General features: G+C 69.8%; 9 protein-coding genes. 6 read left to right on the top strand and 3 right to left on the bottom strand.

Annotation, left to right across the window (positions count from 1 at the left end; genetic code table 11):
- Positions 1–191: 191 nt before the first annotated feature.
- Together ACQPYK_RS06700 and ACQPYK_RS06705 are read right to left on the bottom strand one after the other, a co-directional pair.
- On the bottom strand, positions 192–1,064 hold the full coding sequence (locus ACQPYK_RS06700; RefSeq protein ID WP_433251826.1) for a hypothetical protein: 873 nt from the start codon (positions 1,062–1,064) through the stop codon (positions 192–194).
- A gap of 307 nt (positions 1,065–1,371) precedes the next feature.
- The gene (locus tag ACQPYK_RS06705) at positions 1,372–2,235 is read right to left on the bottom strand and encodes a hypothetical protein (RefSeq protein WP_433251829.1); all 864 of its coding nucleotides are present in this window, start codon (positions 2,233–2,235) and stop codon (positions 1,372–1,374) included.
- Positions 2,236–2,652: 417 nt separating this feature from the next.
- Between ACQPYK_RS06705 and ACQPYK_RS06710 the strand changes: the two genes are divergently transcribed.
- Together ACQPYK_RS06710 and ACQPYK_RS06715 are read left to right on the top strand one after the other, a co-directional pair.
- Complete coding sequence (locus tag ACQPYK_RS06710) at positions 2,653–4,404, top strand: CBM35 domain-containing protein (RefSeq protein ID WP_433251832.1); 1,752 nt, start codon at positions 2,653–2,655, stop codon at positions 4,402–4,404.
- 112 nt (positions 4,405–4,516) lie between these two features.
- Complete coding sequence (locus tag ACQPYK_RS06715; protein ID WP_433251835.1) at positions 4,517–6,940, top strand: PQQ-dependent sugar dehydrogenase; 2,424 nt, start codon at positions 4,517–4,519, stop codon at positions 6,938–6,940.
- 125 nt (positions 6,941–7,065) lie between these two features.
- On the opposite strand, the gene ACQPYK_RS06720 is transcribed toward ACQPYK_RS06715, so the two are convergent.
- Complete coding sequence (locus tag ACQPYK_RS06720; protein ID WP_433251838.1) at positions 7,066–7,875, bottom strand: hypothetical protein; 810 nt, start codon at positions 7,873–7,875, stop codon at positions 7,066–7,068.
- Between the two features lie 316 nt (positions 7,876–8,191).
- On the opposite strand from ACQPYK_RS06720, the gene ACQPYK_RS06725 reads away from it, so the two are divergent.
- The 4 genes from ACQPYK_RS06725 to ACQPYK_RS06740 all read left to right on the top strand — a co-directional run bounded on the left by ACQPYK_RS06725 (position 8,192) and on the right by ACQPYK_RS06740 (position 12,579).
- Positions 8,192–8,599 carry a cobalamin B12-binding domain-containing protein gene (locus ACQPYK_RS06725; RefSeq protein ID WP_433251841.1) on the top strand — a complete coding sequence of 136 codons (408 nt, stop codon included), beginning with the start codon at positions 8,192–8,194 and terminating at the stop codon, positions 8,597–8,599.
- Positions 8,600–8,730: 131 nt separating this feature from the next.
- The gene (gene sucC, locus ACQPYK_RS06730) at positions 8,731–9,912 is read left to right on the top strand and encodes an ADP-forming succinate--CoA ligase subunit beta (RefSeq protein WP_433251844.1); all 1,182 of its coding nucleotides are present in this window, start codon (positions 8,731–8,733) and stop codon (positions 9,910–9,912) included.
- The gene (gene sucD, locus ACQPYK_RS06735) at positions 9,912–10,787 is read left to right on the top strand and encodes a succinate--CoA ligase subunit alpha (RefSeq protein WP_433251847.1); all 876 of its coding nucleotides are present in this window, start codon (positions 9,912–9,914) and stop codon (positions 10,785–10,787) included. The genes sucC and sucD overlap by 1 nt, the downstream gene beginning before the upstream one ends.
- Before the next feature lie 130 nt (positions 10,788–10,917).
- Positions 10,918–12,579, top strand: coding sequence for a cell division protein PerM (locus ACQPYK_RS06740; RefSeq protein ID WP_433251850.1), 1,662 nt, complete (start codon positions 10,918–10,920; stop codon positions 12,577–12,579).
- Positions 12,580–12,622: the final 43 nt, after the last annotated feature.

Genomic DNA, 12,622 nt, shown 5'->3' on the forward strand with positions numbered 1-12,622 from the left:
CAGACGATGCCGCCGGGCACGGGTCGTTCGGGACGCTGCGGTCAGTGTGAAGACGTCACTTGCCGCTGATCAGCGGAACGGGGAGCTCGGTGGTGAGACCTTCCGCGAGTTCCTCCGCATGACGACCTGGTCGGCGGCGGGCCGGCCTTCCGGGCGATCGGCTGCGATCAGCTGAGGACGGCGTAAGGCGATCATCCGCCGAGCAGCGGGATCGAGGTGGCCTCTTCCGCTTCCTCTCCCAGGTCCTTCATCTCGGCGACCTCCTCGGCAGGCGGGGCCTTGACCGTGATCCTGGCGCCCCAGCCGGTGTAGCGGGTGTCGACCGTCATGGGTGTGGCTTCGTCGCCGGAGCCCATGGAGAAGGTCGTCGTCAGCCGCTCGGCGAGCTGGTCGGAGCCGAGATACAGCTTCCAGGTCACCACTCGCTTGGCGGTGCGTGCGGTGCTCGCGCCGGCCATCGAGGCCCGGAACCACGGCGACACCTTGCTCAGCTCGCCGAAGGTGATCTTTCCGCTGTAGACCCCGCCACGCTTGGTGGCGTGCGCCAGCAGGGCTTTGAGGGTCGCGGGCTCGGCCACGTTGACGGACTGGCTCAACGGGCCGGTCATGCCCAGCATCCCGGCGGGGACCCGGACCCAAGTCTTGTCCGAGGGCAGATATTCGCCCAGGATGCCGCCGGAGATGTAGGTCGTGTTCTTGATGCGGATGACACGCTCGGGCTTGGTCAGCCCGGCAATCATCTTCCTGGACTCCTCGTCGCCTTCCCCGTCACCGAAGGCTCCTTCGAAATCGCTTTCTTTGAACCGCAGCTTGGCGGTCTGGTCGGACGCGTTGACCCCGGAGGCGCCGAACTGGAACGCCCCCTTCCGCTGGGCGATGATCGCGTTCCCCTGTGGACCCTGGATCTTCGTGGTGTCGACGAAGCTCACGCCGCGACCGTTGCTGAACTGGCTCTTCAGCGCGGTGATCGGATCGACGGCCTGGGCGTGCGCGGTCGAGGCGAGCGCGGGGGCGCTCAGCACTGCCGTCGCGACGCATGCCAGGCCGGCGATGTATCGCTTCAAAATGAATTTCCTCCTGAACAATCCCTCCACCTCGTGTGGGAGGGACGCAGGTATTCTTGCCGATCAAGATCGCGATGGCATCCCATATACGGATAAACGCCCTGAATTACATGTGAATGTTCTGTGCAGAGCTTCACTCTTCCGGGAGCGGCGGACGGGTCTTCCTGCTCCTGTACCGTTTTCGGGGGAGTCGTGAACCCTTTTTCGGGGGAGTCGTGAACCCTTGCGAGTGAAGGGCGCGGCCGAATGGCGCGCTTGACGGGAAGCCGTGGATCACCCGTGGAGGTTTCGCCCAGATCCGTCTGTCCTATCCGATCGGCAGCACCGCGGGCTCGGGGAAGTCGGCGCCGACGCGGCCGGCGTCGGCGGTGTCCTCCGGAGGCGGCGGAACGAGCGTGACGGGTGAGCCCCAGCCGGTGTAACGGGTGTCCGCGACCGTGGTGGTGTGTTCGCGGGGATGGCCGGGGAGGGGCTGCCTCCAGGTCGTGGTCAGGCGGCGGGCCAGGTTCGCCCGGTCGAGCCAGAGCCGGAAACCGATGGGGATCCGGCCGCTGCGGGCGCCGGGCGGGCCGGGGAGCCGGTCGCGGAAGCTGGGGGAGACCCGGTAGAGGGTGCGCAGCGTGACGGCGCCCTGGAGGATCGTTCCGTACGAGCCCTTCCTTCGCGTCGCGGCGTGCGACAGCAGGGTGCCCAGGGTGGCGGGCTCGAAGATGTTCACGATCTGCGGCAGCGCCGCCGTCTGCTTGATGTTGGCCGGGCCGATCAGGCCGAGCCAGGTCTTGCCCTCCGGCAGCCACGTCTCGTAGCCGGGGCCGGACAGATACGCCTCATTCGGGAAGCAGATCACCCGGGTCGAGCCGAGCCGTTGCCCGAGCCGGCTCTCCAACTCCTTCACCACACCCTTCCCCAGCTCCGTCCGCCCCACCGTGTCCGTGCCGTACACCCCGGCGGCGTCGAACTCCACCCTGCCCCGGCGCCAGATGGTGACGACCGCCTTGCCGTCCCTGTAGACCCGTCCGAGGTCGGAGATCCGCAGTCCCACGTGCTCGCCGAACTGCTCCTGAAGCCTGCGCACCGGGGACGGCGGCGCCTGGACCTGCGCCTGCGCCGTCCCCGCGGACAGCGTCGAACCGGCCAGCACCGTCACCAACGCGGTGATCCACCGTCTCATCGCGATCTCCTCCCGGGGCCAAGATCCGCCAAGCTAGCCAACCGCCGAGGTCCCGGCTATGGCGTGGGCCAACAACTCGCGCGCGCGGATTGCGCACGGGTGAGCCGTACGGCGGGTCGCATCGGACAGCGGCGGGAAAGCCGGGGGAGCGGGGTGGCGGAGAACCCGGGGCCGGAGGGGCCGGGCGGACAAATCCCACTGACCGGATATTTCGTGACTTGTCATTTTTGGGCCCCCACTACCCCTTGACTCGGGAAGCGGCGCGATGATCCCATCTCTCATAGTTAGGAATGCTTCCTAACTAAAAGCTCGAGCCATCCCTCATCGTTCACACGAGATGCTCGGCCGATTCGCCCAGGCGGGGGCAACGGAGCGCGCGGCTCAGCAGAAAGGCGCCTCGTGCATCCAGCCAGATCGATGCCTCCCCGCCCGACCCGTACCGGCCTGCTGGTTTTCATCCTGTCGACACTCCTGGCATCAGCGTTCTCCGCCCTGCCGGCCCACGCCGGCACCGGCCGCTACGAGGCCGAGAGCGCCACCGTCTCCCAGGGAGCCGTGGAGTCCAACCACAGCGGCTTCTCGGGCACGGGATTCGTCAACGGCGACAACGCCGCCGGCTCCTACGTCCAGTGGACCGTGAACGCCCCCGCCACGGGCACCGCGACCCTGGCCATCCGCTACGCCAACGGCACCTCCACCGGCCGGACCGCCGACGTCGCCGTCAACGGCACGGTCGTCTCCGCCGGCCGCGCCTTCGGCAGCACCGGCAGCTGGGACACCTGGGCCACCTCGACCCTCACCGCCACGCTGAACGCCGGGCCCAACATGATCCGGGTGACCGCCGCCAACGCCGGAGGCAATCCCAACCTCGACTACCTCGACGCCACCGTCGCCGACGCGCCCGTCCCGGAGTACCAGGCCGAGGGCGCGCTCCTGACCCAGGCCACGGTCGCCACCAACCACACCGGCTTCACCGGGACGGGCTTCGTCGACTACGTCAACGCCGCCGGAGGCTCCATCGAGTGGACGGTGAACGTCGCCGCCGCCGGATCCCACACCCTCACCATCCGCTACGCCAACGGCACGGCCACGACCCGCCCGATGGACATCTCCGTCAACGGGACCGTCGTGGCTGCGGGCAAGGCGTTCGCCGGCACGGGCAACTGGGACACCTGGGCCGACGCCGGCGTCAACGTCACCCTCAACGCCGGGGTCAACACGATCAGGGCGACCGGGACCGGCGCGGAAGGCGGTCCCAACGTCGACAGGCTCACCGTGAGCGGTTCGAGCGGGAGCGACGGCCAGGCGCCGACGGTCCCGGCCGATCCCCGGGTGACCGGCACCTCGGCCAGCAGCATCTCACTCGCCTGGGACGACTCCAGCGACAATGTCGCCGTCACCGGCTACCGCGTCTACGAGGGCGCCACCCTCGTGGCCGCCCCGGCCACCGCCGGCGCCACCGTCACCGGCCTGGCCGCCTCCTCGACGCACTCCTACACGATCACCGCGATCGACGCCGCCGGTAACGAGTCCGGTCGTAGCGCCGTCGTGACCGGCACCACCGGCGCGGGAGGGGCGGGCCCCACCGCCGACCAGTTGCTGGCCAAGGTCACCTCGTGCAGCCAGATCTCCAACGGCAAGTACAAGACCGACTCCGACGTGAGCACGGCCACCGTGGCGGTGTGCAACAAGACGGGTGCGGTGTTCTGGAAGGCCGACATGGACATCGACTGCGACGGCGTCCGCACCACCCAGTGCAACGAGAACACCGACTGCTGCTTCCTGCCCGACACCGCCTGCCACACCACCGCGGACGCACCGCTCAACGCGGCGGCCCTGCCGTACGTGGTGGTGCCGAGCGCGAGCGGCATCTGGAACTACACCACCAAGGGCATCGACTGCGGCACGGTCGTGGCGGTGGTCTACAACGGGCAGGTCGAATACGCCGTCGTCGGTGATACCGGACCCAGCGGGATCATCGGTGAGGCGTCCTACAAGACGGCCGCCGACCTGGGCATCAACCCCGACCCGAGCAACGGCGGCACCGACACCGGCGTCACCTACATCGTCTTCACCGGTTCGGGCACGAAGGTGTCGGCCGTTCAGGACCACTCCCAGGCGGTGACCCTGGGCCGGCAACTCGCCCAGAAGTTCCTCACCGCCAACTGAGACCTCGTCCGGTACGGCCCGCACCCGGTACGGCACGCGCGCAGCGCCGTGCGGGTCGGTGCGGGCCGTACCGGCGCAGCCCTTCCCCAGACGACAGCAGGAGGATCGATCGATGAGGTCTCCCATTCGAGCACGCCGGCTGGCCGGCACGCTCGTGGCCGGGCTACTGCTCGGCCTGGCGGTGGCTCCGCCCGCCGCCGCGGCACCGACCCGCTACGAGGCCGAGAGCGCCACCGTCTCCCAGGGAGCCGTGGAGTCCAACCACAGCGGCTTCTCGGGCACGGGATTCGTCAACGGCGACAACGTCGCCGGCTCCTACGTCGAGTTCACCGTCACCGCGGCCGGCGCCGGAACCGCCACCATCGCCATCCGGTACGCCAACGGCACCACCGACGCCCGTCCCTCCGACGTCGCCGTCAACGGCGCCGTGGTCTCGGCCGGCCGCGCCTTCAACGGCACCGGCAACTGGGACACCTGGGCGACCTCCACCCTGACCGCGCCGGTGAAGGCCGGGAGCAACACCGTCCGGATCACCTCCACGACCGCGGGTGGCACGCCCAACCTCGACTACGTCGACGTCGAGGTGGCGACGGCCGGCACCGACTACCAGGCGGAGAACGCCGCCGTCTCGCAGGGCGCCGTCGCGTCCAACCACGCCGGGTACACCGGCACCGGATTCGTCGACTACGACAACGTCGTGGGCTCCTACGTCGAGTTCACCGTCAACGCGCCGACCGCCGGCAACTACGGCCTCAAGTTCCGCTACGCCAACGGCACCACGGCCGACCGGCCGATGGACATCGCCGTCAACGGCACGCGGGTCTCGGCGGGGCTGTCCTTCCCCGGCACCGGCGCGTGGACGACCTGGGTGGAGAAGTCGGTCAACGCCGGTCTCGTCGCCGGCGCGAACAAGGTGAGGGCCACCGCGACCACGGCGGGCGGCGGACCCAACCTCGACCGGCTGAGCGCGTCGGCGCCGTCCGACGCCACGCCGCCGACCGCGCCGGCGAACCTGCGCGCCGTCGGCGTGGTCAAGCCGACCTCGGTGGACCTGGCCTGGGATCCGTCCACCGACAACGTGGGCGTCTCGCAGTACAAGATCTACAACGGCGGCAACGTGCTGATGACCGTCGGCGGCAACGTCACCGCCACCACGCTGCCCGGCCTGACGCCCAACACCAGGTACGTGCTCAGCGTGCTCGCCTACGACGCGGCCGGCAACGCCTCCCAGGGCAGCAACAACGTCGATCTCACCACACCGCCGAGCGACGACACCCAGCCGCCGAGCACGCCCGCCGGCCTGCGCGCGACCAACGTCGCGGCCGGCACCGTCACGCTGGCCTGGAACGCCTCGACCGACGACATCGGGGTGACCGGCTACAACGTCTACCGCGATGGTGTGAAGTTCGCCACCGTGCCCGATCTGACCGCGACCGCCGACGGGCTGGCGCCCAACACCGCCTACGCGTTCGCGGTCGAGGCCTTCGACGCCAACGGCAACCTCTCGCCGCGCAGCGCACCGTTGACGGTCAGGACGACCGGCACGGCCACCGGCGGCGACCCCGTGTACGACAGGGACGTCACCAAGCTCGACCTGCCCTGGGGCGTCACCTTCCTGCCCGACGGCAGCGCACTGGTCGCCGAGCGGGATCGGTTCGAGATCGTCCGTGTCACCCTCGCCGGGCAGAAGACCGTGGTGGGCAAGGTCAGTGAGGCGGTGACGACCAGCGGTGAGGGCGGGCTCCTGGGGCTGGCGGTCTCGCCGAACTTCGCCACCGACCACTACGTCTACGCCTTCCACACGGCCGCCTCCGACAACCGCGTCGTGCGGTTCAAGTACGAGAACGGGAGGATCGGCGCCCGCGAGCCGCTCGTCACCGGGATCGCGAAGAACAAATTCCACAACGGCGGCCGGATCAAATTCGGTCCGGACGGGTTGCTCTACGTCACCACCGGCGACGCCCAGGACGGCAACAACGCCCAGAACCTCAACTCGCTCAACGGCAAGATCCTGCGGCTGACGCCGACCGGCGCCGGAGCGCCGGGAAACCCGTTCCCGAACGCCCCAAGGGTCTACACCCTCGGTCACCGCAACCCGCAGGGCCTCGCCTGGGACTCCAGGGGCCGGCTGTGGGAGTCGGAGTTCGGGGACGCCACTCTGGACGAGCTCAACCTGATCCAGCCCGGTAAGAACTACGGCTGGCCCAACTGTGAAGGCAGGTGTGGGAACTCGGCCTATGTCGACCCGGTCCAGCAGTGGAGCGTGGCGGCCGCGTCACCGAGCGGGCTGGAGATCGTCAACGACTGGATCTACATGGCCGCCGTCCGCGGCCAGCGGCTGTGGGTCATGAAGATCACCGGTGCCACCACCGACACGCCCAGGGCGTTCTTCAACGGCCGGTGGGGGCGCCTGCGCACCGTCGTCAAGACTCCCGACGGCGGGCTCTGGCTCACCTCGACCAACAACGACAAGAACGGCGGCACGCCCACGGTCCTCGACAACGCCATCGTGCGGCTGAAGTTCGCCGGCGGCTGACCCGGCCGGAAGCGTCCGGCCGGGGCGGGAAGAACTCCCCCGGCCGGACCCCGGATTCCGGCCGGGGCCGGCGGAGGGGCAAGGGGGATGGGGAGACTATCCCGGGGCAAGGGGGGGTGGGGAGACTAGGCCTCCTCCTCCGGCGGCGCGACGAGGTTCACCGGGGTTCCCCAGAAGGCGAACCGTACATCGCTGACGCGGGTGATCCCCATGCTGAGCGGCGCTTCCGCCCAGGAGGTGACCAGCCTGCCGGGCAGACCGTCGCGGTCGAGCCACAGCCGCCAGGCCACCGTCATGTCCGCGACCTTGGCGCCGGGCCTCTTGCCGTGCAGGCGCGCGCGGTAGGACGGCGAGACGCGGTAGAGCGCGCCGAAGGTGATCGTGCCCTTGTGCAGGCGCGCGCCGGGCTTCTTGGCGGTGCTGGTGGACAGCAGGGCCTTCAGCGTGGCCGGCTCCAGCAGGAGGACCGGAGTCGAGAAGGGCGACAGGTCGCCGATCTCACCGCGTGCCTTCAGCCACTTCTTGCCCTCGGGAATGCCCTCACCGATCACCCCGCCGTTCATGTACACGTTCCCGCCGACGGCGAGGTTGCGCACCGGTTTGGCGTCGTCTCCCGCGAGATCGGATTTGGTCAGGATGTCGTACCCCGTGACTCCCGAAACGCCGAACTGCACGACCCCCCGGCGCTTCTGCGCGGAAAAGGGCTTCCGGCCGGAGGCGGTCCTGCCGCTCTCGGCGATCTTCACGCCGCGCTGGGCGGCGAACTGGGCCCTCAGCGCGGCCACCGGGTCGGCGGGGGTGGCCGCCTGGGCCTTCACCGAGACCGTCTGAGCCTTCACGGACACCGCCTGAGCGTTCCCGGAGGCCGCCTGGGCGTTCGCGGGGACGGCGGTCACGGCCAGGGCGCCGGACACCACGATGATCCATCGCTTCATGGGGAAACTCCCTTCCCAGGATAGAAGATCAAAAACTGTAGAGCATGCCATACCGCAACCGGGAATTATGCCGACAAATGTAGCGAAATAGGATCTTTTCTGTAGAGCCCCCAGGGAATCCCCGCCTTCCGGCGGCCGATCCCGCCCGCGCGCCGGTCCTTCGCGAGCGTGTGGGCCGACGCCGCGGGACGTCAAATCACCAATTCATGATTTATGGCGATACGAACGGGGGAGCCGTACAGCCACGGCGGACCACGGGCGGTTACGCTGCGGACAGCTCTCACGTCGCGAGTGGGGCACAGACAAGGAGGTCTGGATGGATGCCGTGTCGAGGATCCGTGTCGTCATCGCCAAGCCCGGGCTCGACGGACACGACCGCGGGGTGAAGATCGTGGCTCGGGCGCTGCGGGACGCCGGGATGGAGGTCGTCTACACCGGCCTGCATCAGACGCCCGAGCAGATCGTGCGCACCGCCATTCAGGAGGACGCGGCGGCGATCGGGCTGTCCATCCTCTCCGGCGCGCACATGACGCTCTTCGCCAAGGTCATCGAGCTGCTGAAGGAGAACGACGCGAGCGACATCGTGGTGTTCGGCGGCGGGATCATCCCGGAGGCGGACATGCCCGAGCTCCGGCGAATGGGCGTGGCCCAGGTCTTCACGCCGGGCGCGACCACCCAGGAGATCGTCGAATGGGTGCGTGGCGCCATTCCCGCCCGCGTTTAAGGACCCGGTGACCTGCTCATGCCGCTGATGGGGCTAGGCTTCATTGGCGCAAAACCGCCAGGCTCCCCTCAGATCATGGAGCCGGCCCGCCGACATCTATACACCAGCCGGACAAGCAAGGACGGACCCTCGTGGACCTGTTCGAACATCAGGCGAAGGAGCTCTTCGCGGAGTACGGCATCCCGGTGCCGCGCGGCATTGTCGCGCACACCGTGGAGGAGGCACGCGCGGCAGCCGAGCAGCTGACCGGCCGTGTCGTCGTCAAGGCACAGGTCAAGACCGGTGGCCGCGGCAAGGCCGGCGGCGTGAAGGTCGCCGACGACGCCGCCGACGCCGAGCAGAAGGCCACCCAGATCCTCGGCATGGACATCAAGGGCCACACGGTCCACAAGGTCCTGATCGAGGAGGCCAGCGCGATCGCGGAGGAGTATTACTTCTCCTTCCTGCTCGACCGCGCGAACCGCACCTTCCTCGCCATCTGCTCCGCCGCGGGCGGCATGGACATCGAAGAGGTCGCGCACAGCGCTCCTGAGAAGGTCGCCAAGGTCCCGGTCTCCCCGCTCGACGGGGTGGACCGCGCCAAGGCCCGTGAGATCGCCCAGGCCGGCGGGCTGCCGGAGGTCGCGCTCGACGGCGCCGCGGAGCTCATCGAGAAGCTCTGGGCCGCCTTCGTCGACGAGGACGCCTCCCTGGTCGAGGTCAACCCGATGATCCTGTCCGCCGACGGCCAGGTCAAGGCCCTCGACGGCAAGGTCACCCTCGACGACAACGCGACCTTCCGCCAGTCCGACCACGCGGCCTTCGAGGACAAGGCCGCCGAAGACCCGCTGGAGGCCGCGGCCAAGGCCAAGGACCTCAACTACGTCAAGCTCGACGGAAGCGTGGGCATCATCGGCAACGGCGCGGGCCTGGTCATGTCGACCCTCGACGTCGTCGCCTACGCCGGCGAGGCCTTCCCCGGCCGGCCCAAGCCCGCCAACTTCCTCGACATCGGCGGTGGCGCCTCCGCCGAGGTCATGGCGGCCGGCCTGGAGATCATCATCTCCGACCCCGCCGTGAAGTCGATCTTCGTGAACGTCTTCGGCGGAATCACCGCCTGCGACGCGGTCGCCAACGGCATCGTCTCGGCCTTCCAGCTGCTGGAGAGCCGCGGCGAGGCCGTCAGCCGCCCGCTGGTCGTCCGGCTGGACGGCAACAACGCCGAACTCGGGCGGCAGATTCTCTCCGACGCCAAGCTCTCCGGCGTCGAACTGGTCGACACCATGGACGATGCGGCCAAGCGTGCCGCCGAGCTCGCCGCGGTAGGTGCGTAATGGCTATCTGGCTGACCGAGAACAGCAAGATCATCGTTCAGGGCATGACCGGCGGTGAGGGCACCAAGCACACCCGCCGCATGCTCGCCTCCGGCGCCCGCGTCGTCGGCGGTGTCAACGCCCGCAAGGCCGGCACCACCCACGAGGGCCTGCCCGTCTTCGGCACCGTCGTCGAGGCCATCAAGGAGACCGGCGCCGACGTGTCGGTCGTCTTCGTGCCCCCGGCGTTCACCAAGGACGCCGTCAAGGAGGCCATCGACGCCGAGATCCCGCTCTGCGTGGTGATCACCGAGGGCGTCCCGGTCCATGACACCACCGAGTTCTGGGCCTACGCGGTCGCCAAGGGCAACAAGACCCGCATCATCGGGCCGAACTGCCCCGGCATCGCCTCGCCCGGCGCCTCCAACGCCGGCATCATCCCCGCCGACATCACCACCGCCGGCCGTATCGGCCTGGTGTCGAAGTCCGGCACGCTGACCTACCAGCTCATGTACGAGCTGCGCGACTTCGGCTTCTCCACCGCCGTCGGCATCGGTGGCGACCCGGTCATCGGCACCACGCACATCGACGCCCTGCAGGCCTTCCAGGACGACCCCGGCACCGACGCGATCGTGATGATCGGTGAGATCGGCGGCGACGCCGAGGAGCGTGCCGCCGCCTACATCGAGCAGCACGTGACCAAGCCGGTCGTCGCCTACGTCGCGGGCTTCACCGCGCCCGAGGGCAAGACCATGGGTCACGCGGGCGCGATCGTGTCCGGCTCGGCCGGCACCGCGCAGGCGAAGAAGGAGGCTCTGGAGAAGGTCGGCGTCCGCGTCGGCAAGACCCCGAGCGAGACCGCCCGCCTGATGCGCGAGGTCATGCAGTCCCGCTAGCTCGCCCGGTAAAGGCGCCCGGTGTCCGACCGGGCGCCTTTACCGTCGTCCGGCGGCTTCTTGTACGGCACGCGACACGCGGGGCGAAGGAGTCTCGCCCACGCGGAAGATCCTGAGACCATCGACTATTGTGACGGCCTTCCTCGATCAGCTCCGGACAGCTCCCCGTAATGTCCTCAGCCGTATCCCCCTGCCAGGCGTCACGGGTGACGACGACGACGTCCGCCGGCCGCTCCCCGTCTCCGGGATGCTCGCCGCCGCGTGGACCCTCGGCGTGGGCCTGGCGGTGCTCACCACCCTGACCCTGGTCGGCTGGATCGCCTCCCCCAAGGGCGCGTTCGGTCCGGGCCTGCCGGGGGTGTTCCGCGCCGCGGCGCAGCTGTGGCTGGCGGCCCACCACGCGGGGTTCGCGATTCCCGGCGGATCGATCGGGCTGCTCCCGCTCGGGCTGACGGTGCTTCCGGCCTTCCTGCTGTACCGCGCCGGGATCTGGATGGCCCGGGACGCGGACCTGCGCCTGCGGCTGCCCGCACGCCTGCCCAAGAACAGCCCCAAGGACGAGGCCAACGCCCGCCGCCGGGCCCAGCTCGTGCTGGTCGCCCAGGCGGGCGTCTCGCTGGCCGCGCCGTACGCGCTGCTGGCCGGGATCATCGCGCTGGTCACCCGCAACGAGGTCACCCAGCCCTTCCTCGGCGACGTGCTGGTCAGCCACCTGGTGCTGGCCTTCCTCGCCGGTTCGCTGGCCACCGCCAGGACGATCGGGCCGTGGCGGTCGATGCTGCGCCTGCTGCCCGAACGGCTGCGTTCGGTCGTGGTGGCCTCGTCCGCCGCGCTGGGGATCATGCTCCTCGCGGGCGCCGTCATGGTGCTCGGCGCCGTCGTGGTGAACTTCAGACAGGTTCAGGAGCTGTCGGGCATCCTGTCGCCCGGCTTCGTCGGCGGCCTGCTGCTTCTGCTACTGCAGTGCCTCTATCTGCTGAACGCGGTCATCTGGGGAATGGCCTACATCGCCGGCCCGGGCTTCGCGGTCGGCGCCGGCACGCTGGTCGCTCCGACGGGGGTCCAGCTCGGGACCGTGCCGAGCCTGCCGATCCTGGGCGCCCTGCCGGAGGCCGGCTCCACCCCGGCATGGGTGATGGTGGTGATCGCGCTGCCGTTCGCGGCCGGGGCGGTGGCGGGTGTCCTGGGCGTCAGGATCGCGCCGTCGCCGTCGTACGAGGGCGCGCCGCTGTGGGGGTTCGTCTGCGGGCTGGCGACCGGTGCGGCGGCCGGGATGCTGGCCGCGCTGTCCGGCGGCTCGCTGGGCGGGGCGAGACTCTCCGCCGTCGGCCCGGCGGCCTGGGAGGTCACGCTCTCGGTGACGCTGGAGGTGGGGGTCGCCGCCGGCATCTCGGCGGGGCTGGCCAACTGGTGGCTGATCTTCCGGGGACACAACGCGGCCGTCACCAAGGCCGCCGCCAGGGTCGGCACGGCCACCGCGCCGGTCCGCAAGGCGGGGGCCAGGATCGCCAAGGCCGCCGGATCGGTGGCCAGCCGGGTCGGGCTCGCCGAGCCGGACGAGCCCCGCGCGCTTCCGGGCCACTGGCTGGACGCCGCCGACTGCGACACCCAGCCGATCCCGGTCATCAGGGACGACTGGGAAGACGAGCACGCTTCGGCGGCGGCGGAGAACCCGCCGGCGATCAGGCATCGCGAGCCGCCGCGCCCGCCCCGGCGCGACATCGTCGACGAGTCCGACGACAAGGGCGGCCACGTGATCTACCTGGACCCCTACGCCTGGGACCGAGACTAGGCCCACTCGGCGGGATCTAGGGGCGGGACCCGGCCGCCCCGGC

Source organism: Streptosporangium sp. CA-135522 (assembly GCF_050949235.1).
GTDB lineage: Bacteria > Actinomycetota > Actinomycetes > Streptosporangiales > Streptosporangiaceae > Streptosporangium.

What these genes read in the sequence shown, in the direction of transcription:
- ACQPYK_RS06705 (WP_433251829.1), bottom strand. Translation starts at nt 2,235, where the DNA reads ATGAGACGGTGGATCACCGCGTTGGTGACGGTGCTGGCCGGTTCGACG.
- ACQPYK_RS06710 (WP_433251832.1), top strand. Translation starts at nt 2,653, where the DNA reads ATGCCTCCCCGCCCGACCCGTACCGGCCTGCTGGTTTTCATCCTGTCG.
- ACQPYK_RS06715 (WP_433251835.1), top strand. Translation starts at nt 4,517, where the DNA reads ATGAGGTCTCCCATTCGAGCACGCCGGCTGGCCGGCACGCTCGTGGCC.
- ACQPYK_RS06720 (WP_433251838.1), bottom strand. Translation starts at nt 7,875, where the DNA reads ATGAAGCGATGGATCATCGTGGTGTCCGGCGCCCTGGCCGTGACCGCC.
- ACQPYK_RS06725 (WP_433251841.1), top strand. Translation starts at nt 8,192, where the DNA reads ATGGATGCCGTGTCGAGGATCCGTGTCGTCATCGCCAAGCCCGGGCTC.
- sucD (WP_433251847.1), top strand. Translation starts at nt 9,912, where the DNA reads ATGGCTATCTGGCTGACCGAGAACAGCAAGATCATCGTTCAGGGCATG.